This window comes from Allobosea psychrotolerans, assembly GCF_002917105.1.
In the GTDB taxonomy this organism is placed as follows: domain Bacteria; phylum Pseudomonadota; class Alphaproteobacteria; order Rhizobiales; family Beijerinckiaceae; genus Allobosea; species Allobosea psychrotolerans.
On record NZ_PQFZ01000001.1, the window covers coordinates 230,929 to 256,977 of the forward strand.

Here is a 26,049-nt window from a genome sequence, read left to right on the forward strand (position 1 = left end):
CGCTGAAGGATGCCCGCAAGATGGTCGTTCCAGTCACCCAAGAAAATCTGCTATCCGTCGACTTCAGAATTTCATTCTTCGGAACAGTCCGTGGATCGTCTCGACGAGCTCGCGATCTTCGTCGCCATCATCGACGCCGGCAGCCTTGCGGGCGCGGCGCGGCGCCTGCGTCGCTCGCGCCCGGCCATAACGCGCGCGCTCGCCGGGCTCGAGGAGCGTATCGGCGCAAGGCTGATCGCCCGCACCACCCGGCAGCTCACGCCGACCGAGGCCGGGCTGGAACTGGCGGTCGCGGCGCGACGCATGCTGGCGGATTACGAGGAATCGCTGGGCGGCGTGGCGGCGGCGCCGGTTCGCGGCCTGTTGCGGGTCACCGCGCCGCTCGCCTTCGGGAGGAGGCATGTGACGCCGCTGGTCGCCGAGTTCCTCGATCTTCATCCCGAGCTTCAGGTCGAGCTCGTGCTGGCCGACCGCAATCTCGATCTGATCGAGGAGGATCTGCATGTCGCGCTGCGGATCGGGACGCTGCCCAATTCGCGGCTGGTCGTGCGCAAGGTCGGTGAAGTCAGGTGCGTATTGGTAGCGGCTCCGGCCTATCTGCAGCGCCGGCCCGCGCCCAAGCGCCTTGCCGATATCGCTGGGCACGATGTCATCGCCAATGTCGGCGCCGGCGGCGATCTGATCTGGCGTTTTGGGGGAGGGGGGCAGTCCTCGCGCATCGCGATCACGCCGCGCCTCATCATCAACGAGGTCGAGGCGGTGCTGATTGCGGCACGCGCCGGGCGCGGATTGGCGCGGTTGCTGTCCTATCAGGCGGCCGACGATCTCGCGGCGGGTGTGCTCGTTCGCCTGCTGCCGGAATTCGAGCCGTCGCCGTCACCGGTCCAACTCGTGGTGCCCAGCGGCCAGCGCCTGGCACCGAAGGTGCGCGCCTTCATCGATTTCGCGGCTTCCCGCCTGCTGCATACGAGCGTCATCCGGCCCGAGCCCGGCCGCTGAGGCGACCTCAGGAACACATCAGCGCAGCGATCCCGCAAAGCTCGTGATCGCGGAGACGACGGCGCCTTCGCGGCCGATGAAGCCGTGATAGGCTCGCGCCTGACAGGGATTGCCGGTCGAGGTGCCGCCATCGATCCAGACCGTCCTGGCGCGAATTCCAGCCCAGCTCTGGAAGGGCGCGACCGAGTCCGCCAGCGTCACGCGGCAGCTATCCTGGCGATGATGCACGACCAGCGTCGGCGGCAGGCGCGAGGGATCGCCCAGCGTGGCGCGGACGTCGTCGAGCATCGACGAGACGAAGACCACGCCGTCGGGCCGCGACGCGAGCAGGCCTGGAACCTTGAGCGAACCCCGGCTCATCGCGACAATGATGACGCGCGGCGCGATGCTGCGCATGACATCGATCGCCTTGCTCGGATCGGCGTCGCCATCGACGAGAATGCTGGCGATGCCGCTCCGGGCATAGGCGCCGCGCATGCGTACGATCCAGTTGCCTTGCCGGGCGACATCGCCGCCGCTGCTTATGCCGACATAGCCGTCGCCGCCGGTCAGCAGAACAAGCCCGGCCCGGGCCTTGCCGGCAGGCTTGTTGAGCAAGGCTCGGCCGCCCCCGAACAGGCCGCCGCCGAGTTCGACGACCTCTTCGGCTGAAGCAGCGCAGGGCAGCGCCAGCAGCAGCGCCGAGAGCAACAGAATCTTCGTCGCCACCATCATCTGTTCCCCCCGTCCCGATCGGCAAGCTGTGCTGCGCTCGCCACAGGCCATGATGCGATGAGCTGTGGCAGGACGCTACTGCCATTCGGGGCGGCGGCCGTGGCGCACTGGCTGCCCGCCGTGATCAGCGCAGATCGGCGTGCTGGGCGGCCTCTTCGCGGATCCAGCTGCGGAACGCGGCGATTGCGGGCCGCTCTGCGGAGGCCTCGGGGCAGACCACATAATACTGGAAGGAGCTCTGCAACTGTTGCGGAAACGGGCGGACGAGGCGCCCGGCGTCGAGATAATCGCCGATCAGGGCGCTCGTCGCCAGCGCGATGCCCTGGCCGGAGGCTGCCGCCTGCAAGGCGAGGAAGGTGTGCGAGAAGCGCGGTCCGTGCGTCGCGTCGATGTCGTCGACACCGGCGAAGGCGAGCCATTTCGGCCAGGTGACGTAGTCCGGGATGCCCTCCACGTGCTCGTGCAGCAAGGTATGGTGGCGCAGATCCGAGGGCTGGCGCAGCGGGCGCGCCGGATCGTTGAGCAGGGCCGCGTTGCAGACGGGAAAGAAGCTCTCCGCCATCAGCAGCTCCGAATGCAGGCCCTGGTAGCCACCGGGCCCGTAGCGGACCGCCACATCGACGTCCTCGCGCGCGAAGTCGGTCAGGTGCAGCGAAACCGAGATGCGAACCTCGAGCTCGGGATGGCGCTGCTTGAGCGTGCCCAGTCGCGGGATCAGCCAGCTCAGGGCGAAGCTCGGCATGGTGCTGACCGTCAGGACGTTCGACGCATCGGGCCGCAGCGCCCGCGCCGTGGCCTCGTCGAGCTGGTCGAGCAATTGCGAGATCGAGGCGGCATAGCGCTGTCCGATTCCCGTCAGCGCGACGCCCTTGCTCGGCAGTCTGATGAAGAGCGGTCGCCGGAGCCAGGCTTCAAGCGTCTTCACCTGCTGTCCGACCGCGCTGGCCGTGACGGCGAGCTCGTCGCCCGCCCGCTCATAGTTGAGGTGCCGCGCCGCGGCCTCGAAAGCGCGCAAGGAGGTGAGGGGTGGGAGCTGGCGGCGGGTCATCGTATGGCCAAGTTTTGCTTGGGCTGGGGCGAAGAACTTCTCATTTGCTTACGGGCTCCACAATCCCCAATTTATGGGCAGGAAATCTCTCACAGGAGGCCGCCATGCCGGCCATGACCACCACAGAAAATCTTGCCTTCACCACACACCGCAGCGCGCATGGGCTTTCCAGCCTGTTCCTGCGTCTGGAGGATTGGCTCGCGGCGCGGGCCAGCGCGCGGGCGCTATACCGCATGGACGACTCCGCGCTCTCGGACATCGCGCTGTCGCGCAGCGATGTGGAGCGGGTGAACGAGACGGCCCGCTGGGCGTTCTGGAAGCGCCGATAGCAGCAGGCCTGCTTCAGCGGGACATACAGGAATAACAGCTCGTCCCGGCTGCCGCTGGGACGAGCTGGCGTTTACCGACAGGCTTCCGGAGATGATCTACCGGAGCCATAGCCCCTTCAGCCTCTGGTCAGACGGGCAGCCGCACCGTCGCCCGCAACCCACCCAGGCTGGAATCCGCCAGGATGATGTCGCCGCCATGGGCGCGCGCGATGTCGCGGGCGATGGCAAGACCGAGCCCCGTGCCGCCGCTGTCGACATTGCGGGCCTCATCCAGCCGGAAGAAGGGACGGAAGACATCCTCGCGCTGCTCGGGCGGGATGCCTGGGCCGTCATCCTCGACCATCACGATCAGGTAGCGCGCGTCATGCATCGCGCGGATGGCGATGCGGTCGCCGAAGCGGGCGGCGTTGGAGACGAGATTGGTCAGCAGGCGGCGAAAGGCGTCGGGCCTGATCACGACGAGCGGGTCGCCGACGACCTCGAGCTCGGTCTGGTGACCCTGCCTTTCCGCGTCGAATTTCAATTCCTCGAGCAGAGCGCGGATGTCGGTTTCGACAGGCGCTTCGCCGGCGTCGCCGCGCGCGAAGGCGAGATAGTCCTCCAGCATGCGGCTCATCTCGTCGACGTCCTTTTCAAGCGCGTCGATCTCGGTGGAGCGCTCCAGAAGCGCGAGCGAAAGCTTGAAGCGGGTCAGGATGGTGCGCAGATCGTGGCTGACCCCGTTCAGCATCGTCGTGCGCTCGCCGATGGAGCGTTCGACGCGGCGCTTCATCTCGATGAAGGCGTTGCCGGCGCGGCGGACCTCGCGCGCGCCGCGCGGGCGGAACTCGGCGTCGCGGCCCTTGCCGAAGGCTTCCGCCGCATCGGCCAGCTTGAGGATCGGCCGGATCTGGTTGCGCAGGAACAAGACCGCGATCGTCAGCAGGATCAGCGAGGTGCCGAGCATCCAGAGCAGGAAGATGTGGCTGTTCGAGGCATAGGCCGAGTTGCGCCGCGTCAGGACGCGCATCACGTTCTTGCCGAGCTTGATCCTGATCTCGATCAGGCTGGAGCGGCCGACCGTGTCGAGCCAGAACGGGCGCGCCACCTGCTGGCTCAGCTCGGTCGAGAGCGCGTTGTCGAGCAAGGAGAAGAAGGGCCGCGGGCCGGGCGCCGGCAGATCGGAATCGGGCAGGATATCGACATCCATGCCGAGCCTGTCGGCCGCGATACGCGACAGGATCGTGGTGTCGGCGTCCTGCGGATAGCTCTCATAGACATCGATCAGCATGGCGATGTCGGCCGAGACGGCCGAGGACAGGCGCTGCGTCACGGTCTGCCAATGCCGCTCCATGAAGACATAGGCGATGACGGATTGCAGCAGCACGACCGGCGCGATCACGATGACGAGCGCGCGCGGATAGAGCCCCTTGGGCATGTAGCGCGCGACCCCGCGCAGCGGCCGGCCGGCGGTCCGCAGGATCGGCTTCAGTGTGCTGTTCAGGTTGGTGCGCCAGCGCGCGCCCGCCGCCAGCGCCCGGTTCAGGCCCAGCCCTGCCGCCCGGGCCAGGCGCGACCGGCGATCGGCGGGCTGCACGGGCGTCACGCGCGATCCGTCACGAGACGATAGCCGACACCGCGCACGGTCTGCAGATAAAGCGGATCGGCGGGGTCGCGCTCGACCTTGCGGCGCAGGCGGTTCATCTGCACGTCGACGGTGCGGTCATTGGCGGCGCTGCCCTGGGCGGCGAGCTGCTCGCGCGGCACGACCTCGCCGGCGCGTTCGGCGAGCGCGGTCAGGATTTCGCGCTCGCGCTCGGTCAGGCGGATCATCTCCTCACCCTTGTGGAGATCGCCACGCGCCAACCCGTAGACGAAGGGGCCGAAGCGGACGAAATCCGGGCGTGTCGCGGATTGCGCGCTATCGACGACGATCGTGCGCTTGAGGATGTTGCCGAGCCGCAGCAGCAATTCGCGCGGCTCGAAAGGTTTGGCGAGATAGTCGTCGACGCCCAGCTCGAGCCCGTTGATGCGGTCCTTGCTGTCGGCGCGAGCGGTCAGCATCAGGATCGGGATCGCGGAATCGGAGCGGAAGCGCTTGGCGAAATCGAAACCGTTCTCGCCCGGCATCATGATGTCGAGCACGATGGCGTCGAAGACGAAGTTGGCCAGCCGCAAATCGGCTTCCGCGGCACTGGCTGCGGTGGTGATGCGGTAGCCATTGTCGCCGAGGAAGCGGCCGAGCAGATCGCGCAGGCGGCGGTCGTCATCGACCACGAGGATATGGGGCGCTTCGTCGGGGAGCGGTTGTCGCGCGCTGGCGGCGGCCATCGGCTGTTCACATCCTTGTTTTCGGCCCGGGGCGGCCCCGGCATGCCGGTCAAGCCATCCTTCTGGCACGCCATGGTGGCGCTGGCGTGTTGCTGGCCCCCGGCCCCCTCCCTCATCGAGGCTTGGCGAGGAATCCCAGCACTTTGTGGCGTTCCGATGCGTCGATCAACCCCGCGAGATAGCGTGCGACGATTGGGGCCGCCTCGGGACCGATGCCGTCGAGAGCGGCGTTGATGCGCTTGGCCTGCAATTGCACCAGGCTGAGTGCGAGCTTCTCGCCCGCCGGCGTACTGTGGAGATGGCGCTGACGCTTGTCCTGGACGCCGGTGCGCTGCTCGACATAGCCGGTCTCGACCAGCTCCTTGAGGACACGGTTCAGGCTCTGCTTGGTGATCTGGAGGATGTCGAGCAGCTCGGCAATCGTGAGGCCGGGTCGCCGCAGAACGAAATGCAGGACGCGATGATGGGCCCGTCCGAAGCCGTATTCGGACAGGATGCGGTCGGGATCGCCGACGAAATCGCGATAGGCGAAGAACAGCAATTCGATCAGATCGAAGGGCACCTCTTCGGTCGTTGCCGGGGCTTTCGCCGGGTCGATCGGTCGAGCCTGCGTGTCCGTCACCAGAAGCATCCCCGCTATACGTCAGTGATGTTGACATATCTCAGACGTAAGATTACCGGTCAAGCGTGCATGGCGACGGAATATGTCGCAATAGGCCGCCGTCGCGCATTTTTTGGTCCGGACTTGCGCGGTTTGCGCCGTTGTGGCGGTGTTTGGCCGAACCGGATGTTCAAAATCGGATGTGCAAGAGGAGCACCCCATGTCAGTCATTCCTTTCGACCAGCGCGACGGCGTCATCTGGTTCGACGGCAAGCTCGTGCCGTGGAAGGACGCCAAGGTGCACGTACTGACCCATGGGCTGCATTACGGCTCCTGCGTGTTCGAGGGCGAGCGCTCCTATGACGGCGTCATCTACAAGGGCACCGAGCATTCGCAGCGCTTCCACAAATCGGCCGAGATCATGGATTTCACGATCCCCTATTCGGTCGCAGAGCTCGACGCCGCCAAATATCTCTGCCTGAAGGAAAACGGACTGAAGGACGCCTATATCCGCCCGGTCGCCTGGCGTGGCTCGGAGATGATGGCGGTGTCGGGCATGAACAACACGATCCATACCGCGATCGCGGTCTGGGAGTGGCCGAGCATGTTCGACATGGCGCAGAAGCTGAAGGGCGTGCGCCTCGACGTCGCGACCTATCGCCGGCCTGATCCGGCCTGTGCTCCGGTCCATGCCAAGGCTGCGGGCCTCTACATGATCTGCTCGCTGTCGAAGCATAAGGCCGAGCGCGCCGGCTATGCCGATGCGATGATGCTGGATTGGGAAGGCAATGTCGCCGAATGCACCGGCGCCAACATCTTCTTCATCAAGGACGGCGTGGTCCATACCCCGCTCGCCGACCGCTTTCTCAACGGCCTGACCCGCCAATCGGTGATCGAGCAGTGCAAGAAGCGTGGCTTCGAGGTGATCGAGCGCCGCATCCGCCCCGAGGAGCTGGAGAGCTTCAACGAGTGCTTCATCACCGGTTCGGCCGCCGAAGTGACGCTGGTCTCCGAGATCGGGCCTTATTCCTTCATCACCGGCAATATGGGCAAGGTGATCATGGAGGATTACTCAGCCGCGGTCAGGCCGCAGTCCAAGGCGGCGTGAGGCAAACGCTCTATGCTCGGGCTTGTCCCGAGCATCTACCCCCGGAGATTCTCGGTCTCCGCTGCACTCCGGCCGAGCATGACGGCCGGAGTGATGCAATCTACTTCGCGACCTTCACTTCGCTGCGGAACAGGGTGATCCAGTCGTCGCCGATCAGGCCCTTGCATTCGTCCATCGCCTGGAAGGCGGCCAGCGCGAAGCCTGACCCGGTCCAGGCATAGCTGCCGCTGGCGCCGCAATCGCCTACGCCCCGCCCCTTGCTGAAGAAGCTGACCTGCCCGCTGGCGGGGTCGAACGCCGCGTTGACGAGGAGATTGTCCTTGCCGCCGTCGAGCTGGGGGAACACGGCCTTGCGCGCCTTGGCGACATCCGTGCCTGGCACGATCCAGAAACCCGTCGAGAGATTATAGGCGCCGCGCGAGCAGAGCAGGCCGACAAGCCGGGTCGCTGCGTCCAGCGGCCAGGCATTTTCGGTATCGGCCAAATCCTCGGGATTGTCCTCGCAGGCGTCGCGATCGAGCTGCTTCAGCTGCTTGCGTAGCGCCACGGTCAGCGCTTTCGCCGCCTTGGGCGGGATGGCGGGCAGGGCTGAGCCCTTCGCCGTGATGACCGGCAGCGCCGGCGCGGCCGGAACGGTCGTGCCGGGTCCCTTTCGGATCAGCGCCGAAGTGGTGTTGAGCCTGCCCTGCTGCTCGTCGATCCAGAGCATCGCGGCGACCGAGCCGGCAAGCGAGACGCCATAGCTCTTGCCGGCGAGCTTCACGGTGAGCTTGGTGCCTTTGCGCGCGGCGGCGATCAGCGCCTCGGTTTCCGTGGGCGAGAGCGCGATCGTCGCGTTCTCGTCGTCGACTATTGCGGCGGTGAGGCGCTTTCCCGCTGCGGGAAAGGGCGCGCCGTCGATCGCGAGATCGGCGGCAAGCGGGGCTTTCAGCTTTTCGCTCCGGACCTTGATCGCGAGGTTTGCGATGCCATCCGGTCCGGCCGGCCGTTCGAGCTTGAGGAAGGCGATCTGTTCCTCTGCCTCGCCCGGCAGGGACAGGGCCGTGCAACTCTTGACGTTGTCGCAACCGGCGACCCAATCGCGGAATGTCTTGCTCGCCGGGCCAGCGGCCCAGGCCGCGCCTGAACACAGCAGAGCGAGAGCCAGCCCTCCAGCCAAAGAATGTCCCAACCGAACCATATCCTAATCCCAGCGTTGCGCTGCGGCGTCGTCTTCCGCCTTGGCCTCGACCCAGCCGCCAGTCGTGCCGTCGACCAGATGCTCGCGTTTCCAGAACGGCGCGCGGGTCTTGAGATAATCCATCAGGAACTCGGCCGCCTCAAAAGCGGCGCGGCGATGGGCGGAAGCCGCAATCACCAGCACGATCTGCTCGCCTGGCGCGACCAGCCCATGACGATGGACCGCAACGAGGCCGGAGAGCGGCCAGCGCCGCGCCGCCTCCTCAGCGACGCGGGCGATCTCGGCCTCGGCCATGCCGGGATAATGCTCCAGCTCGAGCGCCTTCAGCCGCCCGCCCTCGTCGCGGCAGAGCCCGGCGAAGCTGACGACCGCCCCGATATCGCTGCGGCCGGCCGTGAGCGCCGCGATCTCGGCCGAGAGATCGAAATCCTCGCGCTGAATGCGGATGATGGGCGTCATGGCCATAGCGTCATTCCAGGGCGCGCCGCAGGCGCGAGCCGAGTACCCGCGACCGGGCGAGCGAACCTGGATGGAACCTGCCGTCCCGCCCAGTCATGGGTTCCGGGTTCTTCGCTCCGCGAAGCCCCGGAATGACAGAGGGGCGGCTCACGACTCATCCTCCCGTCATCGGGGGGAAGAAGGCGATCTCGCGGGCGCCGGTGATCACCGCATCCGGCTTGACGTGATGGTGGTCGATTGCGGCGCGCACGATCGCCTCGTTCTCGAAAGCCGCCTCGTAACCCTCGTCGCGCGTCTTCAGCCAGCGCACCAGATCGGCGATCGTTTCCGTCCCGGCAGGCGGCGCGACGGTCTCCTCGGACACACCGATGCGCTCGCGCACCCAAGCGAAATAAACCAGCTTCACAGTGCGAGCCTGGGTCGGCGCTTGCGTCATGGCGTACGCGTATCCTCCTCGACGAGGTGGCGGATGCCGGCATTGAAATAATCCCAGCCGGTATAGATCGTCAGTCCCGCCGCGATCCAGAGCATGACGATGCCGATCTGCGTATTGTGAGGCAGCACCGTGTCGCCCGCGGGGCCGGCGACGAGGAAGCCGAGCGCCAGCAATTGCGCCGTGGTCTTCCATTTCGCGACCCTGCTGACGGGGACACTGACCTTGAGGTCGGCCAGGAACTCGCGCAGGCCCGAGACCAGGATCTCGCGGCAGAGAATGACGATCGCGGCCCAGATCGCCCAGCCCTTGATCGTCTCGGTATGGACCAGCATCAAGAGCAGCGCGCAGACGAGCAATTTGTCGGCGATGGGATCGAGCATGCGGCCGATCGCCGATTGCTGGCTCCAGGCGCGCGCGATCCAGCCGTCGAGATAGTCGGTGACGGCGGCAAGCACGTAGACGGCAAGCGCAATCCAGCGGACCCAGTCGTCCTTGGGCCAGAATAGCAGGCCGACCAGCGCCGGAATCGCCAGGATCCGGCCGTAGGTCAGGAGGTTTGGCAGCGACCAGGGGCCCCGCCGCCTTATGGCGTCTGGAAGAATCGTCACGGAAGACACCAAAGCAGTGCGGCTGTGACAGCGTCAACACGCAAGGACGCGAGGTCGCAAATACGTTCAAGCATCATGAAAGAATTCATGCACAGCCTTCGCGGTGGCGGCGTTGACGCCGGGCGTGCGCATCAGGTCGTCGAGCTTGGCGCGCTGGATCGCCTTCACGGTGCCGAAATGCAGCAGCAGCGCGCGTTTGCGCGAGGGGCCGATGCCGGGAATCTCGTCGAGCGGGTTCTTCATCGTGTCGCGCTTGCGCTTGGCCCGGTGGGTGCCGATGGCGAAACGGTGCGCTTCATCGCGCAGCCGCTGGATGAAATAGAGCGCCGGATCGCGCGGCGGCAGCTTGAAGGGCTCGCGGCCGACCATGAAGAAGGTCTCGCGCATGGCGTTGCGGTCGGCGCCTTTGGCGATGGCGACGAGGGGAATGTCGGCTGCGCCGAGCTCGGCCATGATTTTCCGCGCCGCCTCGAACTGCCCCTTGCCGCCGTCGACGATGACGAGATCGGGCCGCGAGGGGAAGACGGCGTCGCCTTCGGGCTCCAAAACAGCCGAGGAGTTGGTAGCGGGAGAGGGACTCGAGCCCCCGACATCTCCCTCTTCGGCGGCCGGACCGGCTCCTCCACTCTCCTTCGCCAACCGCGCAAAGCGCCGCTGCAGCACCTCCCGCATCATGCCGAAGTCGTCGCCTGCGATGGTGTCCGTCGAGATGTTGAAGGTGCGGTAGTGGCTCTTCATGAAGCCGTCCTTGCCGGCGACGATCATGCCGCCGACCGCATTGGTGCCCATGATGTGCGAATTGTCGTAGACCTCGACGCGGCGCGGTGGCCTCTCCATGCCGAAGGCGGCGCCCAGCGCTGCCAGCAGCGATTGCTGGCCGGCATTGTCGGCAAGCTTGCGCGAGAGCGCCTCGCGCGCGTTCTTCTGGGCATGGGCGACGAGATCGTATTTCTCGCCGCGCTTGGGTGCCGCGACCTCGACCTTGCGGCCGGCGCGGGTCGAGAGCGCCTGGGCGATCAGCTCGATCTCCTCAAGAGGGTGGGAGAGCAGCACGAGGCGCGGCGGCGGCTTGTCGTCGTAGAACTGGCTGACCACCGAAGCCAGGACCTCCGCCGGGGTCAGGCTCTTGTCGGCGCGCGGAAACAGCGCCCGGTTGCCCCAGTTCTGGTGGTTGCGGAAGAAGAAGATCTCGACGCAGAACTGCCCAGCCTGTTCGTCGATGGCGAAGACATCCGCCTCCTCGACGTCTTGCGTGTTGATGTCCTGCCCGGCCTGCACGGCCGAGAGCGCCGCGAGCCGGTCGCGATAGCGCGCCGCCTTCTCGAATTCGAGCTCCTCGGCCGCCTCCTGCATGCGGGCGGACAAGGTCTGCTTCACCGTCGATGAGCGCCCCGACAGGAAATCGCGGGCCTGGCTGGCGAGCCCCTGATAGTCGGGGATCGAGATCTCCCCGGTGCAGGGTCCGGAACAGCGCTTGATCTGGAACAGCAGGCAGGGCCGGGTGCGGTTCTCGTAGAATGAGTCGGTGCAGGAGCGCAGCAGGAAGGCCTTCTGGAGCGCATCGATGGTGCGCGTCACCGCCCAGACCGAGGCGAAGGGCCCGAAATAATCGCCCTTGCGCTGGCGCGAGCCGCGGTGCTTGGCGATCTGCGGCGCCTCGTGGTCGCCACTGAGCAGGATATAGGGGAACGACTTGTCGTCGCGCAGCAGCACGTTGTAGCGCGGCCGCAACTGCTTGATAAGGTTGGATTCGAGCAGCAGCGCCTCGGCTTCGGTGCCGGTGGTGACGAACTCCATATTCGCCGTCTCGGCGATCATGCGCGCGACGGCGTTGGTGTGCGCCATGCCGCGGGCATAGGCCGTGACCCGGTTCTTCAGGTTCTTGGCCTTGCCGACATAGAGCACCTCGCCTGCACGATCGAACATGCGGTAGACGCCGGGCTTGCCCGGCAGATGCCTGGCGAAGCCGGCGATCACCTCAATGCCGTGCTTCAGCGCGCCGGGAGTTGCCTCGGTGAGATCAGCCGCGGGGGCGGGAAGCGGGAGGCTTTCCTCCTCATCCTCCATCTCGGCATCCGGCAGGTCGTCTGGACGTTCGCGATTCATCGCCTGCATGTAGGGTGTCGGCGGCACTTCGTCATGTCAGGAGTGTAGTGAGTTGCGGGCATGACTGGGCGGGATAACAAATCTAACTTTAGCGTCGACGAACGCTTGGCGACTCAACGGAGCAGCCGCTGCTATGGTGGCCCAGTGCTGATTCGGTGTTCGCTTGGTCTTTTTTTGCTTTTTGACATTTTTGATGAGTAAATTCATTGAAATTGTAGTATAATCAACGTTATAGCAGCTTTTTAGGAAGTTTATTAAATGAAGAAGCCGCATCAGATCGCTTTTTTTAATCACAAGGGTGGCGTTTCAAAGACGACGTCAGCCTTTAATATTGGCTGGAAGCTCTCAGAGATGGGTAAGAGAGTGCTTTTGGTCGATTGCGATCCTCAATGCAACCTGACGGGGCTTGTTCTAGAGTATGGGCACGAGGAAGAGTACCCATTTGAAGGGCCTCGAAACCAACCCCCAAAGAACATACGAGATGGGCTCGCGCCCGCCTTCGAGGCAAGGCCAATCCCTATTGTGCCGGTCGAGGTTCAGGAAGTCGTATTGAGGCCGGGGCTTTTTGTAATGCCGGGCCACGTAGGGCTGTCTGAGAACGAAAACTCGCTTTCGATAGCGCATGAGTTGTCATCGTCTCTTACGGCCTTTCAAAATATCCCTGGATCATTGCGATATTTATTCGATCTTACCGCGGCTAAAAATAATATAGACTACGTCATAGTTGATATGAGTCCAAGTCTTGGCTCGTTGAATCAAAATATATTATGTACGAGTGATAGTTTTATTGTCCCCATGGCGCCGGATTTCTTTTCTGCGATGGCGCTTCGGTCGTTGGCGCGCGTCTTGCCCCGCTGGCGTGCTTGGTCGTTGAAGGCGCGGGAGCTGGATATCTTGAAGGAGGCGGATTACGCGTGGCCGAGTTCGGATCCGAAGTATCTTGGTTCTATCGTTCAAAATTATCGTCGGCGGTCGCGCGGCGGTCAGGAAGCTCGACCTACCCAGGCCTATCAAAAATGGTTCGATGAATTGAAGAGAGCGAATTCTGCTCATCTGATCCCTGCCCTTCGGGAGATAGGGTACCTGCTCCCAGATAATGCGTATGAAGCCGCCAGTGCGAGCATCGACGATTTTCTGCTCGAGGTGCCCGATTTCAACAGTCTGATCGCGGTAAGTCAGATTGTTTCAAAGCCTGTATTCGCCCTTACTCAGGCAGATATAGGCAGTAGCGGTGTCGTTTTTGAAGCTCAAGATAAAAATATTCAAGATTTTAACGGAATATATAACGTCGGCGCAGAAAAAATTATAAGTATGACGAATGGATGAGTTTTCTAATTTTTTGACATCGTTTAAGTCAAGTTTAACTAGGGCTAGAGGTCTTTGTGATATTCATGATTATCTATCCAAAAATCATACTAGCGCGCTAGATATGACAGACATGTTGCGAGCTTCTGTTGTTTTGAGTGTGAGTGCGTTTGATTATCTTGTTCATGAGATTTTTCGTGTCGAGGCTATAAGAAGACTTAAGGCGAAGCGGCCGGTTAGTCGATTTACTGTGCCTTTTAATATTTTAAATCACGATAATGCCGATTTCGAGATGCATTTGGATGCGCATATTCGAGAAATTAATTCATACAAATCTTTCGTTGATCCAAAGAAATTCTCGGAAGCATTGGGGTGTTTTGTTGCTGACCCGTGGACAAAAATTGCTACCCAAATTGGATCGAGGCCTGATGAATTAAAAACCAGAATCCGTGCAATATATCGCTGGAGAAACAGAATAGCGCATGAAGCTGATATTAATCCAGTTCTTTCTGGAATCGGCTTGTGGCCCATACATAAATCTGACGTTGTGGGCGCAATAGAGGATATTGAACTTGTTGGCGTTGCTTCCGTTAAGTTGTTGCGTGAAAGCTAGTATTTTATATAGGAGGCGGAGTGCGCAAGGGCGTCAGGTAACGTTGATTCGTTAGATGGAACGATTCATGTGCGAAACCGACAAACAGTGCCTCGTTCTGGCCTCTCGCCCCGTGGGCCGGCAGCGCCTGAGCGATTTCCGGCTTGAGCTCGCCGCGATCCCTACGCCAGCTGAGAGAGAAGTGCTGCTCCGCACCCTCGATCTCTCGCTTGATCCCTATATGCGCGGGCGGATGAGCGCCGCGCAATCCTATGCCGCGCCGGCCGGTCTCTAAGGTGTGACGACGAGGCGCTCACACCGCGGCGATGCAGTCGATCTCGATGTCGAACGGTCCGAACCAGGCCGGCACGCAGAGAAAGATGCGGGCGGGCGGATCCTTGGGGAAGTAGCGCGCATAGACAGCGTTCACGGCCGAGAACTGTTCGACGGAGGTGCAATAGACATTGCATTTCAGCACATTCTGCAGCGACGAGCCGGCGGTTTCGAGGCAGAGTTTCATCTGCTCCAGTACGATCTCGGTCTGGCGTTCGATCGAGGCCTGGACGATCTCGCCGGTCGCCGGATCGAAGGGCGGAATGCCCGAGAGATAGAGCGTGTCGCCATGGCGGACGAGCGTCGAGACCGGCACCTTCAGGCGCTCGCCCCAGCTCGAGAACGGTTCGACGCGGATGACTTCTCGTTTCATGGGGCAGCTCCGAGTCATGTGTTCTGGAACGTCTTGCGTTCCGGCGGTGTCGTGCCGAGCTTAGTGGAAAGCGGCATCGTTGCGACGCCGAACGCTACGGCCTGCGCCGAAGGATGGGAGATCGATCATGACTGCAGCGGACAACCGGCGCATCGTTCTCGCCTCCCGCCCCACCGGCCGGCCGACGCCCGGCAATTTCAGGCTTGAGACGGTCGCTTGCCCGAGCCCGGCCGAGGGGCAGGTGCTGCTGAAGGTCCTCTATCTCTCGCTCGACCCCTATATGCGGGGGCGGATGAGCGCGGCAAAATCCTATGCCGCGCCGGTCGAGATCGGCCAGGTGATGGAAGGCGGCACGGTCGCGGAGGTGCTGGAGAGCCGCCATCCCGGCTTCAAGCTAGGTGATATCGTGCTCTCCCATTCCGGCTGGCAGTCCCATGCGGTGGCCAACGGAGCGCAGCTGCGCAAGCTCGATCCCGCTGTGGCGCCCGTCACGACGGCGCTTGGCGTGCTCGGCATGCCGGGTTTCACTGCCTATGCCGGCCTGTTGACGATCGGCCAGCCCAAGCCGGGCGAGACCGTGGTCGTGGCGGCGGCGAGCGGGCCGGTCGGCTCGGCCGTTGGCCAGATCGCCCGGATCAAGGGCGCGCGTGCGGTGGGCATCGCCGGCGGCGAGCAGAAATGCGCCTTCATCCGCGAGACCTTCGGCTTCGATGCCGTCATCGATCACAGCGCTCCCGATTTCGCAGAGCAGCTGGCGGCCGCCTGTCCTGACGGCATCGACGTCTATTTCGAGAATGTCGGCGGCAAGGTCTGGGACGCTGTCTTCCCGCTATTGAATACCTTTGCGCGGATTCCGGTCTGCGGTCTCGTCGCCCAGTACAACAGCGAGGGCGATTTCGAAGGTCCCGACCGATTGCCGGTCGTCATGCGGCAGGTGCTGTCGAAGAGCCTGACGATCCGCGGCTTCATCCAGCGCGAGTTCGTCGCTCAGCGCCCGACCTTCGAGCAGGAGATGTCGCGCTGGCTCGCGGAAGGGGCGGTCAAGTACAAGGAGGATATCGTCGAGGGGCTGGCCAATGCGCCCGAAGCCTTCATCGGCCTGCTCGAAGGCAAGAATTTCGGCAAGCTGATCGTCAAGCTCTGAGCGGGGCGGGCGAGATAGGCGCCATGTGCCTTTTCGCTTGACCGCGCGGCAGACGGGTGACCATCACCTTGCGCCCGTCCACCGGACCCTTTGCCCATGCCCGTCTTCGCCATTCCCTTTCCGGTGATCGACCCGGTTGCGCTGTCGATCGGCCCGCTTTCAGTGAAATGGTACGGGCTTGCCTATGTCGCGGGGCTGCTTGGCGGCTGGTGGTATTCGCGCCGGCTGGTCTCGGCTGATCCACTCTGGGCTGGGCGGTCGCGGCCGAAGGCGGAAGAGCTCGACGACATGATATTGTTCGTGGCGCTGGGCGTCGTGCTCGGCGGGCGACTCGGCTTCGTGCTGTTCTACGATCTGCAGCGCTACCTCGCTCGCCCGCAGGACATCATCGCGATCTGGCAGGGCGGCATGTCCTTCCATGGCGGGCTGCTTGGAGCGGCGACCGGCCTGTGGCTGTTCGCGAAGCGGCGCGGCTATCCGGTGCTGGCAATGTTCGATCTCGCCTCCGCCGTCGTGCCGATCGGGCTGTTCCTCGGCCGCATCGCCAATTTCATCAATGCCGAGCTCTGGGGCCGGCCGGCGCCCGGGCTGCCCTGGGGCATGGTCTTCCCCAATGCCGGGCCGTTGCCGCGCCATCCGAGCCAGCTCTACGAGGCCCTTGGCGAGGGATTGCTGCTGTTTGCCCTGCTCGCGCTCGTCGTGCGCCTCGGCGGCTTCAAGCGGCCAGGACTGGTCGCCGGCATCTTCGGCATGGGCTATGCGGTCGCGCGCATCGTCTGCGAGTTCTTCCGCGAGCCCGATCCGCAGCTCGGCTTCCTGTTCGGCGGCAATGTCGATGCGCTGAGCGGCGGCGTCACCATGGGCATGCTGCTCTCGCTGCCGCTCTTTTTCGCGGGGCTCGTGCTGGTGCTGCGGTCGAGGCGCCCCCATCAGATGTCGTCCGGCGCCAGCGCGTGAGCGCGCTCAAGGCCGAGCTTGCCGGCCTGATCCGCGAGGAGGGGCCGATCAGCGTCTCTCGCTACATGGCGCTCTGCCTCGGCCATCCCAGCCACGGCTACTACATGAAGCGCGATCCCTTCGGCGCGCAGGGGGATTTCACCACTGCGCCCGAGATCAGCCAGATGTTCGGCGAATTGATCGGGCTCTGGGCGGCGCATGCCTGGCAGGCGATGGGCGCGCCGGCCTCGCTGCGCTTGATCGAGCTCGGGCCGGGGCGCGGCACGTTGATGGCCGATGTCCTGCGTGCGACGACAATCGTGCCCGGCTTTCGCGAGGCCGTCTCGGTACATCTCGTCGAGACCAGCCCGGCGCTGCGCGAGGTGCAGGCGCGGACGCTGGCAGGGCAGACCGAGCCCGTCTGGCATGACGGCATCGCGACGGCGCTGGACGGCCCGGTGCTCGTCCTTGCCAATGAATTCCTCGACGCGCTGCCGCTCGACCAGTTCGTGATGACGCCGCAGGGCTGGTGCGAGCGTCTGGTCGGGCTCGATACGGCGGGCGAGCTGAGCTTTGGCCTGTCGGCAATCGACGCCGGGCTGTCGCTGGCTGCGCCACAGGGGGCGCTTCTCGAGCAGCCGCTTGCGGCGCTCGATATTGTCGCAGGGCTTGCCCGTCACCTTGCCGAGGCTGGCGGGGTGGCGCTGCTGATCGATTACGGCTCGACCCGGTCCGGCTTTGGCGACACGCTCCAGGCTATGAAGCGCCACGCCTTCACGCCGCCGCTCAGCGAGCCCGGCGAGGCTGATCTCACCGTCCATGTCGATTTCGCGCGTATGGCGCAGGCCGGCCTGTCGTCCGGTGCAGCGGCGCATGGTCCGGCGACCCAGCGTGATTTCCTGCTGGCGCTGGGCTTGGGGGCGCGCGCGCAGGCGCTGTCGCGCAGGGCCAGCGGCGACCAGGGGGCCGCGATTTCTGCCGCCTTCGACCGCCTGACCGAACAAGGCGCGACCGGCATGGGCGAATTATTCAAGGTTTTGGCGCTATCGCATCGGAGCCTGCCGCCACTGCCCGGATTTGACCTTCATCGGCTGCCAGAGCAGGTCTGAAGCCAGCGGCTCCAGCAGATGAAACCGGATCAGACGATGTTCATCACCTCTCCCGATCTCGCCAATGAACCCGGCATCCGCCACGCCTTCTTCACTCGCGAGGGCGGCGTTTCGACCGGGATCTTCGCATCGCTCAACGGCGGCATGGGTTCATCCGACGAACCTGCGGCGATCGCCGAGAATCGCGCGCGCATGGCGGCGCATCTCAAGGTCGCGCCCGATCATCTGCTCAGCCTCTACCAGGTGCATTCGCCCGACGTGGAGGTGGTGACCGGCCCCTGGCCGGGCGAGAGGCCCAAAGCCGACGCGATGGTGAGCATGGCCCATGGCGTTGCGCTTGGGGTGTCGAGCGCCGATTGCGGGCCGATCCTCTTCGCCGATAGCGAGGCACGCGTCATCGGCGCGGCGCATTCGGGCTGGAAAGGCGCCTTCACCGGCGTCGTCGCCGCGACGGTGACGGCGATGGAGAAGCTCGGAGCGAGGCGCGAGCGCATCCTGGCCGTGCTCGGCCCGACGATCAGCGCCCAAGCCTATGAGGTGGGTCCCGAATTCGTCGAGCGCTTCAAGGCCGCGAATCCGACCTATGCGCGCTTCTTCGCTGCCTCCGAGCGGCCGGCCCACGCCATGTTCGATCTGCCCGCCTTCATCGGGCTTAGGGCGCAGGAAGCCGGTATCGGCCGATTCGTCGATCTGGGTCTTTGCACCTATGGCGATGAGCAGCGCTTCTTCAGCTATCGCCGCACGACGCATCGGGCAGAGGCGGATTATGGCCGGCTGATCTCGGCGATCGCGCTGGATTGACCGGTAAGGGCGAGTCTTTTCATCTTTTCGATCTGGAGTTGCATCGTCCGGCGGACGGAGTCATCGTCCGTTCGCCACATGGCGTGGCCTCTTGGGGGGAAACATGGAACAGATCTTGATGAACCTCGTCGCCGGTGCCATCGGCGGAAATGCGGTGGGCAAGGCCACTCCGACCTTCGATCTCGGCACATTGGGTAACACCATCTCCGGTCTTGTCGGCGGCGGCGTTCTCGGTCAGCTCATCCCGCTCGTCCTGCCGGCTCTCTCCACGGCGATGCAGGGCGGCAGCTTCAGCGTGGGCAGCATCCTCACGAATCTGATCGGCGGCGGTGCCGGCGGCGCCATCCTGACCGCCATCATCGGTGCCGTGAAGAACAAGGCGGCCTGAGCCTGGGCCAGCGGCGGCTGGACTGGCCGGCTGCCGGTTGAAAGATCCGAGGCTGATTTTGTCGGGCGGTAGCGCATCAAGGGCGCGCTCCTGGATTGGGTGCGCCCTTGTTTCGTCGTGCTGAAGGATCGTAGCTTCGTTTGCCTCCAACGAGTTGAAACCAGCATGCCCCGCTCCATCGACTATTATTTCACGCTGCTCTCGCCCTGGACCTATCTCGGTCATTCCGCTTTCGTCGCGATGGCGCGGCGGCATGGCTGCGAGATCGTGTACAGGCCGACGCCGTTGCGCATGGTCTTCGACGAGACCGGCGGCCTGCCCTTGCCGAAGCGTCATCCGGTGCGCCAGCGCTATCGCATCCTCGAACTCCAGCGCTGGCGCGAGAAGCGTGGCTTGCCGCTGGTGCTCTACCCCAAGCATTTTCCATTCGACGTCTCGCTGGCGGACCGCGTCGTGATCGCGATTCAAGAGGCTGGGGGCGATCCTTCCGGTTTCGTCGGAGAGGTGCTCGCCGGCGTCTGGGCGCGGGACGAGGATCTATCGCAGCGGGATCTGCTCTCCGGCATCGCCGATGCGGCGGGCTTCAACGGCGCCGCCCTGCTTGAGACCGCCGATAGCGAGGCCGTGCTTCAGATCTATGCGGCGACGATCAACAGCGCCATCGCAGCCGGCGTGTTCGGCGCGCCGAGCTATGTGCTGGATGGCGAGGTGTTTTGGGGGCAGGACCGGCTCGAATTGCTGGACGATGCCTTGAGCAGCCAGCGCGCGGCCTATCGCGTCGACGCGCAGGTCTGACCGACGCGCGAGTCTGACCGAGGCGCAAATCCGACGCTGATCCGAAGCTCAGCGGAGGCTCGGTCAGCCGACGATATCGGGCGTACGCCAGCCGAGATGCTGGCCGGCGTCGACCGCTATCATCTGTCCGGTCACCGAGCGCGCCCGGGCGAGGTAGAGCACGGCCTCTGCGATCTCTGCCGCGTCGACCTTGTGCCGAAGCAGGGTTCCGGCGATCTCCGCTTCCATCAGCGCGGCGCCGTCATGCGAATTGGGCAGGGTCGGACCGGGGCCGACGGCGTTGACGCGGATATGCGGCGCCAGCGCCTGCGCCATAGTCTGCGTCGCCGTCAGCAGGGCGGCTTTGCTCAGGGTGTAGGAGTAATATTGCGGCGTCAGCTTCCAGACCCGCTGGTCGATGATGTTCACGATCGCGCCGTCGATCCCGGTGGGCAGGCGGTTGGCCATCGCGCCGGCGAGCACCGAAGGCGCACGCAGGTTGATCGAGAACTGACGGTTCCAGGTCGGCACGTCGATCGTGCGGACATCGTCGAGCAGGAAGCTCGATGCGTTGTTGACGAGCAGGGTGACCGGGCCGAGCACCGCCTCGACCGCTGGCAGGATCGCTTCGACGGCTACGGGATCGGCGAGATCGGCGGGAATCACGCAGGCCTGGACACCTTGCGCCACCAGGCTGGCGGCAAGCGCGTCCGCCTCCTCGCGCGCGCTGCTGCAATGGATCGCGACGACATAGCCGGCCTCCGCCAGGCGCTCGACGATGGCGCGGCCGATCCGCTTCGCGCCCCCCGTGACCAGTGCGACCTCAGCCATCGCGGCCATCCGGGCGTTTCGCGGAAGAGCGGCGCTGCAGCCGCCGCTCCCAATGCTTGGCGACGCGCAGATAACGATAGAAGGCGTAGTTCATCGCCGTCATGAAACCGTAGACGCCGCGCAGCGCATGGCGGCGGCCGATATAGGCCTTGATGAAGTTGGCGGGGAATTCGGCTACGAGCCGGAACACGGACAAGGTCGCGTTGCGCCGGTCGAGATCGTCAGCCTGCGCGTCGCTATAGCCGTTGAGCTTGTCCATCTGCTCGCCGAGCGACCGGACGGAATAGTGATGCACCGTGCCCTTCAGCCGCGCGACGCGGGCATCGGGGGCAAGGTCGACGCGGTCATGGACCGGGGAGGGGGAATAGCGGCCCTTCGCCTTGCGGTAGAGCCGCACCGGTGAGAGTGCGTAAGCGAAGCGATGCGGCGCGGGCTCGCCGGGAAAGATCTCCGCGATGCGCAGCTTATAGGCGTCGGCGGCCGGCTGGCCCTGGCTGAAGAGCTCCGTGATCTCGGTCGCGAGATCGGCTGGGACGACTTCGTCGGCATCGAGATTGAGCAGCCAATCATGGCGGCAGAGATCCTCGGCGAAGCGCTTCTGCGGGCCGTAACCCGGCCAGGGATTGAAGACGACGCGCGCGCCAAGGCTCTCCGCAATGGCCTGCGTGCCGTCCGTCGAGCCGGAATCGACCACGAGGATGTCATCGCTCAGCGCGCGGACCGCCTCAATTGTCCGTGCGATGCGATCGGCCTCGTCGCGCGTGATAATGAAAATCGAAAGAGGCGGCACCCGCGGTATCTCATTCTGTGATTGGTCGTTTCCGGCTTAAGCACGCGTCGCCGATACCGGCAAGCGGGTCGATGAGACCCCCGCGCCAGGAGCAACGGAACCTTACGACAAGGCCGGCGTTATGCGTTTGGAAGGGTGGGGCGTTTCAAAAGTGTATTAGTATTCAATTTACTATTCAGTGTGCTTTAACAGTGATTAATCTGGATTAATGCTTTTGCCGTAGTCATCCCCATTCGTGCCGCATTTCTGCCGCGGTCTGCAAGCCTGATGTGCTTCTGACGCAACAGACAAAGGCGCGGCGACGTCTTATATACGGTTCATCGAATTCACCCGCCGCGCCTCAAGCCGGCACTAGCGACGACTAAGGAGTATACCATGAAGAAATATCTGCTTTCGAGCGTCGCGGCTCTGGGCCTCGTCGCCGCCGGCGCCGCCTCCGCCGCTGACCTGCCGTCCCGCAAGGGCCCGGTCGTCGCTCCGGTCTATGCCCCGATCTTCACCTGGACCGGTTTCTACGTCGGTGCGAACGCCGGCTACGGCTTCGGCCAGGTCGACTCGACCAATCTCGGCGTCATCGGCAAGTACGACGATCCGGATGGTTTCGTCGGCGGCGGTCAGATCGGCTACAACTACCAGATCGGCCAGTTCGTCCTCGGCCTCGAGGCTGACTTCCAGGGCGCTGATCTGAAGTCGCAGACCGCTCTCGTCGCCTCGGGCATCCGCGCCTCGAACGAGCTGAACTATTTCGGCACCGTCCGTGGCCGCGTCGGTTACGCGTTCGACCGGTTCCTGCCCTACGTCACCGGCGGTTTCGCTTACGGTCAGGTGAAGAACAAGATCACCACCCCGGTTGCGTCGTTCAGCGACGACAACACCCAGTATGGCTGGACGCTCGGTGGCGGTCTTGAATACGCCTTCACCAACAACTGGACTGCCAAGATCGAGTACCTCTACGTCGACCTCGACAAGGAGTCGCTCAATGTTCCCGGCGGCACCTTCACCTCGAAGGTCGAGACCAAGTTCTCGGTCGTCCGCGCTGGCCTGAACTACAAGTTCTAGTCTCGATCCCCTCACGGGGTTGATGAGCCCGGTGGCTACGGCCACCGGGTTTTTTATTGTCTGGAGCGCTGTCGCCGTGTTCGGGCTTGCGTCATCCCGATACGCGCCTCGGAATGCGAGGGTCTAACACGGAAAACGCGCCGTCATCCCGGATGACAGCGCGTTTCCAGTAGAAGACAAGCCGCGTTGCGGTCGTTCAGCCTTTGAAGCGGGTTGCCTCGAAGGCCGGCACCTTTGCCGCGAAGGCATCGAGCCAGGCGACAAGCGCCGGATACTCGGCACGCCAGGCCCCGGCAAAGCGCAGATCGAGATAGCCGAGCGCGCAGGCGAGCGCGATCTCGCCGATGCGCGGCCGGTCGGGATAGGCGGGAGGCGCGACTTCCAAGGCGATCAGCGCCCGCGAGACCTTGCCCGCTTGATTGGCGACCCAGGCCGCGTTGCGGCCTTCCTCGGGACGGAAGCGGGTCTCATAGACCTGCAGCAGCGCAGCGTCGCAGATGCCGTCGGCCAGCGCCTGCAGGCGCAGCTGAGGGAACCTGGCCACGCCGGCTGGGATGATTTTGCCGCCGCCGGCGAGATGGTCGAGATAGTCGACGATGACGCGCGAATCGAACAGCGTGGTGCCGTCCTCCAGCACGAGCGTCGGGATCTTGCCGAGCGGGTTCTGCTGGCGCAGCGGGTCGGCCGGGTCGTTGGTGTCGGCGGCGACGATGTCGATTGTGTCGATCAGGCCGAGCTCGAGCGCGGCGATCTTGACCTTGCGGCCGAAGGGAGAGGCGGGCGAGGAGCGCAAGGTCAGCATCGGTCGTATCCTGGTCGTGGGAAAAAGGCAGGCGAGGGGGAATGTCAGCCGTCCGGGCGGATCGGCTCGCAAAGGTAGCGCGGGCTCGGCCCCTGGGCGAGGCGCTCGGTCAGGGCCGGCAGCAGAATCGCGGCATCCTCCGCCAGCTTCCAGGGCGGATTGACGATGAGCAGGCCCGTCGCGCTCAGACCCCCGGCGGCTTCGGGGCGATCGACATCGATCTCGAGACGCAGCAGCCGCCCGATTCCCGCAGCCAGAATGGCGCTGGTGAGATTGGCGACGGCGACGCGGTCCTTGACCGGATACCAGAGCGCATAGATCCCGTTGGGCCATTTGCGGTGAGCGGCGATGAACTCGGCCTCCAGCGTCGCGAACTCGTCCTTCTCCTCGAAGGGCGGGTCGATCAGCGCGAGGCCGCGCCGTTCCTTCGGCGGCACATTGGCGCGCAGCACGTTCCAGCCGTCGATCGCCAGCGCCTTGCAGCGCGAATCGCGTCCAAGCACGGCGGCGAGCTTCTTATGCGTGTGCTCGTGCAGTTCAGCTGCGATCAGCCGGTCGTCGGCGCGCATGGCGTGGCGGCAAAGCCAGGGCGAACCGGGATAGGCGTCGGCGCCATAAAGCGCGCGCGCGCCGGCAAGCGCATTGCGCCAAGGCTTCAGCAGCTCTTCGACGGCAGGCGACAGCAGCGATCGGTCGATTCGGGCGACGCCGTCCTTCCACTCATGGGTACGCAGCGCTTCTTCCGAGCCGAGATCGTAGCGGCCGGCTCCGGCATGGGTGTCGACGACGCGATAGGGCGTGTCCTTGGCGTTCAGATGCGTCAGGATGCGCGTAAGAATCACATGCTTCAGGACGTCGGCGAAATTTCCGGCATGGAAGCCGTGACGATAGTTCATTGCGCGCTCTTACGCGGCTTTTACGCGCGTGTCAGCGTGGCGCGACGACGGTGATGTCGCGGGCGCGGCAGCCGGAGCGGTCGACCTCCTGGCAGGTCTGGAAATTGCGCAGATCCTTGCTGAAGCAGATGCGCACCTCCTGCAGCACGCCGCGCTTGCAGCCGACCGACATCATGTCGGTGCGCAAGCCCGGATTGGCGGCCACAAAGGCGCGTTCGATGTCGAGCGCCGTCCAGTTCTGGTCGCTATCGGCTTTCGCCAGGGAGGGCGGGATCACGACCTTGTCGCGGGCGCGCCGGATGTCGGCGAAATAGTCGCTCGGGCTCGATCCCGAACAGGTGCCGTGCTTGCGCCATTCATACCGGGCGAGGCTTTCGCTCGGGAACAGGCCTTGCGCCTGGTCGAGTGCGATTCGCGACGGGGTTCGGCCGGACGGTCCGCAATCGCTGGGGTAGCCGCGCTCATATTGCGGCCACAGGCCATGCACGACGAAACGCAGATTGGCGCCGCTGGCGCATTGCTCGCGATTGCGGTCGCTGCCGCCGTCGAGTTCGCAGAAGCCGGGCGACCAGGACAGGGCCAGTACGTAGAAATCGAAATCGCCGGGCTCGGCGCCGCGGTTGTTGCGGCCCTGCGCCAGTGCCGGCAGGCCTGAGAGAATCAGGCCGGCGAAGAACAGGGCGATGAGGCGCCGCTTCGTCATGGCGCGCGGTCGGCCGTTCAGGGCCGCGCCATCTTGCAGTCCGGTGCATAGGAGCGGTGCCGGTCGAGCCCGCTGACGCACCAGTTGACGTTCCAGGTGTAGCCGAACAGGCCGAGGCTCTCGCGCACGGAATAGTCGACGCGGTGCAGGCTGCCATCGTTCAGCGCGACGCGCCCGGTGCAGAAGCGGCGCGGAATGAAGTCGTCGCCCCAGGGCCTGAAGGCGACCGGCGCGATGCGGTCATAGGTCACGACCTGGAGCGGCCCCCAGAACTTGGCTTCGCGCGAGTTGAACCAGCTGCTGATCTGGCCCAGCACGGCAGGGTCCTCGCAAGCCGGCAGGTTGCCGTACATCGGGATGACCCGGTTCTCGGCGATGTCGGGCGGCGCGACATGGCGGCGACTCGATGCCTCGGCAGGCAATACAGCCGTCAGGCAAGCGAGAGAGAGCAGGGCGGTTCGCAGCAAAGCGCGGCGCATGGGAGCAAAGCCTCGTGCAGGTGGGCCAGATTATGACGCACGATGGCTGGCGGCGGAGTCGGGGTCAAGGCGCTCGCATGCGCGCGGGTGTCTCTGGGCATGCGCTGTTGCATTTCGATCCGGTCTGGTGCGGCTGATCGGATCGTGGAAACTAATTACCTTAGCGCAGCTGGAGGGCAGAATGACCGCGACTTTCGATGATCCCACGGCCCGGATCGAGGATCCGGCGCAATTGCGCAGCCATGTGGGGGCGGTCGCTCCGCTCGCCGAGCGCAAGGTCCTCGATCACCTCGATCAATTCTGCCGCGATTTCATCGCGCTCTCGCCCTTTCTCGTGTTGGCGAGTGCGGACGAGGCCGGGCGTGCCGATGCCAGCCCGCGCGGCGATGCGCCGGGTTTCGTTCGCGTGCTGGACGACAAGACCCTGCTCATTCCGGACCGGCGCGGCAACAACCGGGTCGACAGTTTCGCAAACATCCTGTCGGCGGCCGGTGTCGGCCTGATCTTCATGGTGCCGGGCATCAGCGAGACCCTGCGCGTGAACGGAACGGCGCGGGTGACGCACGACCCGGCGCTGCTGGAACCTTCGACGGTTCAGGAGCGGACGCCGACGATCGGCCTGCTGGTCGCGGTCGAGGAGGCGTTCTTCCATTGCGGGAAGGCGCTGATCCGCTCGAAGCTTTGGGATCCGGCGTCACAGGTCGAGCGCGGCAGCTTCCCAACGCTTGGCCGCATCGTCGCAGAGCAGACGAAGGTGATCGGCGTCGCGGAGCTGGAGGCGACCCTGGAAGAGGGGTATCGGACCCGGTTGTACTGAGCGATGCTAGCTGAGCGTG

Annotated in this window: 30 protein-coding genes and 1 pseudogene; 14 read left to right on the forward strand and 17 right to left on the reverse strand. The window is 64.5% G+C overall.

Translation table 11 applies throughout. The features are described from left to right. Positions 1–90 precede the first annotated feature (90 nt). The gene (locus CYD53_RS01090; protein ID WP_103716290.1) at positions 91–999 is read left to right on the forward strand and encodes a LysR family transcriptional regulator; all 909 of its coding nucleotides are present in this window, start codon (positions 91–93) and stop codon (positions 997–999) included. An 18-nt stretch (positions 1,000–1,017) separates the two neighbouring features. Here the strand turns inward: CYD53_RS01090 and CYD53_RS01095 are convergent, their stop codons facing one another. Together CYD53_RS01095 and CYD53_RS01100 are read right to left on the reverse strand one after the other, a co-directional pair. Further along, positions 1,018–1,707 (reverse strand): alpha/beta hydrolase, encoded by a 690-nt coding sequence (locus tag CYD53_RS01095; RefSeq protein ID WP_146055786.1) that lies wholly within the window; start codon positions 1,705–1,707, stop codon positions 1,018–1,020. A gap of 130 nt (positions 1,708–1,837) precedes the next feature. Beyond that, positions 1,838–2,761: a transcriptional regulator GcvA gene (locus tag CYD53_RS01100; RefSeq protein WP_103716292.1), complete on the reverse strand. Its 924-nt coding sequence runs from the start codon at positions 2,759–2,761 to the stop codon at positions 1,838–1,840. A gap of 104 nt (positions 2,762–2,865) precedes the next feature. Here CYD53_RS01100 and CYD53_RS01105 point away from each other — a divergent pair, with 104 nt between their 5' ends. Then, positions 2,866–3,090 carry a YjiS-like domain-containing protein gene (locus tag CYD53_RS01105; RefSeq protein WP_103716293.1) on the forward strand — a complete coding sequence of 75 codons (225 nt, stop codon included), beginning with the start codon at positions 2,866–2,868 and terminating at the stop codon, positions 3,088–3,090. A 127-nt stretch (positions 3,091–3,217) separates the two neighbouring features. Here CYD53_RS01105 and CYD53_RS01110 read toward each other — a convergent pair whose 3' ends face one another. The 3 genes from CYD53_RS01110 to CYD53_RS01120 form a co-directional block, all read right to left on the reverse strand. Then, positions 3,218–4,573 carry an ATP-binding protein gene (locus CYD53_RS01110; protein ID WP_425428257.1) on the reverse strand — a complete coding sequence of 452 codons (1,356 nt, stop codon included), beginning with the start codon at positions 4,571–4,573 and terminating at the stop codon, positions 3,218–3,220. Positions 4,574–4,671: 98 nt separating this feature from the next. After that, on the reverse strand, positions 4,672–5,400 hold the full coding sequence (locus tag CYD53_RS01115) for a response regulator (RefSeq protein WP_103716294.1): 729 nt from the start codon (positions 5,398–5,400) through the stop codon (positions 4,672–4,674). Positions 5,401–5,512: 112 nt separating this feature from the next. Continuing rightward, complete coding sequence (locus CYD53_RS01120) at positions 5,513–6,031, reverse strand: MarR family winged helix-turn-helix transcriptional regulator (protein ID WP_103716295.1); 519 nt, start codon at positions 6,029–6,031, stop codon at positions 5,513–5,515. A gap of 190 nt (positions 6,032–6,221) precedes the next feature. On the opposite strand from CYD53_RS01120, the gene CYD53_RS01125 reads away from it, so the two are divergent. Beyond that, complete coding sequence (locus CYD53_RS01125) at positions 6,222–7,109, forward strand: branched-chain amino acid aminotransferase (RefSeq protein WP_092167263.1); 888 nt, start codon at positions 6,222–6,224, stop codon at positions 7,107–7,109. A gap of 100 nt (positions 7,110–7,209) precedes the next feature. Here the strand turns inward: CYD53_RS01125 and CYD53_RS01130 are convergent, their stop codons facing one another. The 5 genes from CYD53_RS01130 to uvrC form a co-directional block, all read right to left on the reverse strand. Beyond that, the gene (locus CYD53_RS01130; RefSeq protein WP_181011665.1) at positions 7,210–8,280 is read right to left on the reverse strand and encodes a DUF1176 domain-containing protein; all 1,071 of its coding nucleotides are present in this window, start codon (positions 8,278–8,280) and stop codon (positions 7,210–7,212) included. A 12-nt stretch (positions 8,281–8,292) separates the two neighbouring features. After that, a complete protein-coding gene (locus tag CYD53_RS01135; protein WP_245928027.1) occupies positions 8,293–8,754 on the reverse strand; it encodes a molybdenum cofactor biosynthesis protein MoaE in 462 nt (153 codons plus the stop codon). A 148-nt stretch (positions 8,755–8,902) separates the two neighbouring features. After that, complete coding sequence (moaD, locus tag CYD53_RS01140; protein ID WP_103716645.1) at positions 8,903–9,154, reverse strand: molybdopterin converting factor subunit 1; 252 nt, start codon at positions 9,152–9,154, stop codon at positions 8,903–8,905. A 26-nt stretch (positions 9,155–9,180) separates the two neighbouring features. Continuing rightward, the gene (pgsA, locus tag CYD53_RS01145) at positions 9,181–9,792 is read right to left on the reverse strand and encodes a CDP-diacylglycerol--glycerol-3-phosphate 3-phosphatidyltransferase (protein ID WP_103716297.1); all 612 of its coding nucleotides are present in this window, start codon (positions 9,790–9,792) and stop codon (positions 9,181–9,183) included. 66 nt (positions 9,793–9,858) lie between these two features. Then, complete coding sequence (gene uvrC, locus CYD53_RS01150; RefSeq protein WP_425428248.1) at positions 9,859–11,907, reverse strand: excinuclease ABC subunit UvrC; 2,049 nt, start codon at positions 11,905–11,907, stop codon at positions 9,859–9,861. A 249-nt stretch (positions 11,908–12,156) separates the two neighbouring features. Between uvrC and CYD53_RS01155 the strand changes: the two genes are divergently transcribed. The 3 genes and pseudogenes from CYD53_RS01155 to CYD53_RS01160 all read left to right on the forward strand — a co-directional run. Beyond that, the gene (locus CYD53_RS01155) at positions 12,157–13,224 is read left to right on the forward strand and encodes a ParA family protein (RefSeq protein WP_103716298.1); all 1,068 of its coding nucleotides are present in this window, start codon (positions 12,157–12,159) and stop codon (positions 13,222–13,224) included. Beyond that, positions 13,217–13,816, forward strand: a complete 600-nt coding sequence (locus CYD53_RS29800; RefSeq protein WP_181011666.1) for a HEPN domain-containing protein — start codon at positions 13,217–13,219, stop codon at positions 13,814–13,816. Before CYD53_RS01155 ends, CYD53_RS29800 begins: the two co-directional genes overlap by 8 nt. Before the next feature lie 67 nt (positions 13,817–13,883). Further along, positions 13,884–14,078: pseudogene (locus tag CYD53_RS01160) on the forward strand (NADP-dependent oxidoreductase); the annotation flags it as partial. A 30-nt stretch (positions 14,079–14,108) separates the two neighbouring features. On the opposite strand, the gene CYD53_RS01165 reads toward CYD53_RS01160, so the two are convergent. Further along, the gene (locus CYD53_RS01165; RefSeq protein ID WP_103716300.1) at positions 14,109–14,501 is read right to left on the reverse strand and encodes a RidA family protein; all 393 of its coding nucleotides are present in this window, start codon (positions 14,499–14,501) and stop codon (positions 14,109–14,111) included. A gap of 127 nt (positions 14,502–14,628) precedes the next feature. Between CYD53_RS01165 and CYD53_RS01170 the strand changes: the two genes are divergently transcribed. From CYD53_RS01170 to CYD53_RS01195, 6 genes are all read left to right on the forward strand, one after another. Further along, positions 14,629–15,645, forward strand: coding sequence for an NADP-dependent oxidoreductase (locus CYD53_RS01170; RefSeq protein ID WP_103716301.1), 1,017 nt, complete (start codon positions 14,629–14,631; stop codon positions 15,643–15,645). Between the two features lie 96 nt (positions 15,646–15,741). After that, positions 15,742–16,602, forward strand: a complete 861-nt coding sequence (lgt, locus tag CYD53_RS01175) for a prolipoprotein diacylglyceryl transferase (RefSeq protein WP_181011667.1) — start codon at positions 15,742–15,744, stop codon at positions 16,600–16,602. Then, positions 16,599–17,690, forward strand: coding sequence for a class I SAM-dependent methyltransferase (locus tag CYD53_RS01180; protein WP_103716303.1), 1,092 nt, complete (start codon positions 16,599–16,601; stop codon positions 17,688–17,690). Before lgt ends, CYD53_RS01180 begins: the two co-directional genes overlap by 4 nt. Before the next feature lie 36 nt (positions 17,691–17,726). Then, positions 17,727–18,491 carry a peptidoglycan editing factor PgeF gene (pgeF, locus tag CYD53_RS01185; protein ID WP_103716647.1) on the forward strand — a complete coding sequence of 255 codons (765 nt, stop codon included), beginning with the start codon at positions 17,727–17,729 and terminating at the stop codon, positions 18,489–18,491. 103 nt (positions 18,492–18,594) lie between these two features. Next, positions 18,595–18,879, forward strand: a complete 285-nt coding sequence (locus CYD53_RS01190; protein WP_103716304.1) for a hypothetical protein — start codon at positions 18,595–18,597, stop codon at positions 18,877–18,879. Between the two features lie 165 nt (positions 18,880–19,044). Further along, on the forward strand, positions 19,045–19,674 hold the full coding sequence (locus CYD53_RS01195) for a 2-hydroxychromene-2-carboxylate isomerase (RefSeq protein ID WP_103716305.1): 630 nt from the start codon (positions 19,045–19,047) through the stop codon (positions 19,672–19,674). A gap of 63 nt (positions 19,675–19,737) precedes the next feature. On the opposite strand, the gene CYD53_RS01200 is transcribed toward CYD53_RS01195, so the two are convergent. Both CYD53_RS01200 and CYD53_RS01205 read right to left on the reverse strand, forming a co-directional pair. Further along, entirely contained in the window at positions 19,738–20,484 is a 747-nt protein-coding gene (locus CYD53_RS01200) for an SDR family oxidoreductase (RefSeq protein WP_103716648.1), read from the reverse strand. Then, a complete protein-coding gene (locus CYD53_RS01205; protein ID WP_103716306.1) occupies positions 20,477–21,274 on the reverse strand; it encodes a glycosyltransferase family 2 protein in 798 nt (265 codons plus the stop codon). Before CYD53_RS01205 ends, CYD53_RS01200 begins: the two co-directional genes overlap by 8 nt. Before the next feature lie 375 nt (positions 21,275–21,649). Between CYD53_RS01205 and CYD53_RS01210 the strand changes: the two genes are divergently transcribed. Next, positions 21,650–22,333: an outer membrane protein gene (locus CYD53_RS01210; protein WP_103716307.1), complete on the forward strand. Its 684-nt coding sequence runs from the start codon at positions 21,650–21,652 to the stop codon at positions 22,331–22,333. Positions 22,334–22,529: 196 nt separating this feature from the next. Here CYD53_RS01210 and CYD53_RS01215 read toward each other — a convergent pair whose 3' ends face one another. The 4 genes from CYD53_RS01215 to CYD53_RS01230 are packed head-to-tail and all read right to left on the reverse strand — an operon-like array spanning position 22,530 to position 25,213. Further along, positions 22,530–23,135 (reverse strand): glutathione S-transferase, encoded by a 606-nt coding sequence (locus tag CYD53_RS01215; protein ID WP_103716308.1) that lies wholly within the window; start codon positions 23,133–23,135, stop codon positions 22,530–22,532. 44 nt (positions 23,136–23,179) lie between these two features. Continuing rightward, positions 23,180–24,031, reverse strand: a complete 852-nt coding sequence (locus CYD53_RS01220; RefSeq protein WP_103716309.1) for a 23S rRNA (adenine(2030)-N(6))-methyltransferase RlmJ — start codon at positions 24,029–24,031, stop codon at positions 23,180–23,182. A gap of 31 nt (positions 24,032–24,062) precedes the next feature. Beyond that, positions 24,063–24,734, reverse strand: coding sequence for a ribonuclease T2 family protein (locus CYD53_RS01225; protein WP_103716310.1), 672 nt, complete (start codon positions 24,732–24,734; stop codon positions 24,063–24,065). A 17-nt stretch (positions 24,735–24,751) separates the two neighbouring features. Then, positions 24,752–25,213: a hypothetical protein gene (locus CYD53_RS01230; RefSeq protein WP_103716311.1), complete on the reverse strand. Its 462-nt coding sequence runs from the start codon at positions 25,211–25,213 to the stop codon at positions 24,752–24,754. Between the two features lie 181 nt (positions 25,214–25,394). Here CYD53_RS01230 and CYD53_RS01235 point away from each other — a divergent pair, with 181 nt between their 5' ends. Next, complete coding sequence (locus CYD53_RS01235) at positions 25,395–26,030, forward strand: pyridoxamine 5'-phosphate oxidase family protein (RefSeq protein ID WP_103716312.1); 636 nt, start codon at positions 25,395–25,397, stop codon at positions 26,028–26,030. The last annotated feature ends 19 nt before the right edge of the window (positions 26,031–26,049 follow it).

Bases quoted from the DNA above. Each gene is read 5' to 3' on its own strand.
- CYD53_RS01155 (WP_103716298.1), top strand. From the start codon at position 12,157: ATGAAGAAGCCGCATCAGATCGCTTTTTTTAATCACAAGGGTGGCGTT.
- CYD53_RS01120 (WP_103716295.1), bottom strand. From the start codon at position 6,031: ATGCTTCTGGTGACGGACACGCAGGCTCGACCGATCGACCCGGCGAAA.
- CYD53_RS01100 (WP_103716292.1), bottom strand. From the start codon at position 2,761: ATGACCCGCCGCCAGCTCCCACCCCTCACCTCCTTGCGCGCTTTCGAG.
- CYD53_RS29800 (WP_181011666.1), top strand. From the start codon at position 13,217: ATGGATGAGTTTTCTAATTTTTTGACATCGTTTAAGTCAAGTTTAACT.
- lgt (WP_181011667.1), top strand. From the start codon at position 15,742: ATGCCCGTCTTCGCCATTCCCTTTCCGGTGATCGACCCGGTTGCGCTG.
- CYD53_RS01195 (WP_103716305.1), top strand. From the start codon at position 19,045: ATGCCCCGCTCCATCGACTATTATTTCACGCTGCTCTCGCCCTGGACC.
- CYD53_RS01115 (WP_103716294.1), bottom strand. From the start codon at position 5,400: ATGGCCGCCGCCAGCGCGCGACAACCGCTCCCCGACGAAGCGCCCCAT.
- CYD53_RS01235 (WP_103716312.1), top strand. From the start codon at position 25,395: ATGACCGCGACTTTCGATGATCCCACGGCCCGGATCGAGGATCCGGCG.
- CYD53_RS01225 (WP_103716310.1), bottom strand. From the start codon at position 24,734: ATGACGAAGCGGCGCCTCATCGCCCTGTTCTTCGCCGGCCTGATTCTC.
- CYD53_RS01200 (WP_103716648.1), bottom strand. From the start codon at position 20,484: ATGGCTGAGGTCGCACTGGTCACGGGGGGCGCGAAGCGGATCGGCCGC.
- CYD53_RS01230 (WP_103716311.1), bottom strand. From the start codon at position 25,213: ATGCGCCGCGCTTTGCTGCGAACCGCCCTGCTCTCTCTCGCTTGCCTG.
- CYD53_RS01105 (WP_103716293.1), top strand. From the start codon at position 2,866: ATGCCGGCCATGACCACCACAGAAAATCTTGCCTTCACCACACACCGC.
- CYD53_RS01135 (WP_245928027.1), bottom strand. From the start codon at position 8,754: ATGGCCATGACGCCCATCATCCGCATTCAGCGCGAGGATTTCGATCTC.
- pgeF (WP_103716647.1), top strand. From the start codon at position 17,727: ATGTTCATCACCTCTCCCGATCTCGCCAATGAACCCGGCATCCGCCAC.
- CYD53_RS01215 (WP_103716308.1), bottom strand. From the start codon at position 23,135: ATGCTGACCTTGCGCTCCTCGCCCGCCTCTCCCTTCGGCCGCAAGGTC.
- CYD53_RS01220 (WP_103716309.1), bottom strand. From the start codon at position 24,031: ATGAACTATCGTCACGGCTTCCATGCCGGAAATTTCGCCGACGTCCTG.
- uvrC (WP_425428248.1), bottom strand. From the start codon at position 11,907: ATGCAGGCGATGAATCGCGAACGTCCAGACGACCTGCCGGATGCCGAG.
- CYD53_RS01125 (WP_092167263.1), top strand. From the start codon at position 6,222: ATGTCAGTCATTCCTTTCGACCAGCGCGACGGCGTCATCTGGTTCGAC.
- CYD53_RS01190 (WP_103716304.1), top strand. From the start codon at position 18,595: ATGGAACAGATCTTGATGAACCTCGTCGCCGGTGCCATCGGCGGAAAT.
- CYD53_RS01210 (WP_103716307.1), top strand. From the start codon at position 21,650: ATGAAGAAATATCTGCTTTCGAGCGTCGCGGCTCTGGGCCTCGTCGCC.
- CYD53_RS01170 (WP_103716301.1), top strand. From the start codon at position 14,629: ATGACTGCAGCGGACAACCGGCGCATCGTTCTCGCCTCCCGCCCCACC.
- CYD53_RS01165 (WP_103716300.1), bottom strand. From the start codon at position 14,501: ATGAAACGAGAAGTCATCCGCGTCGAACCGTTCTCGAGCTGGGGCGAG.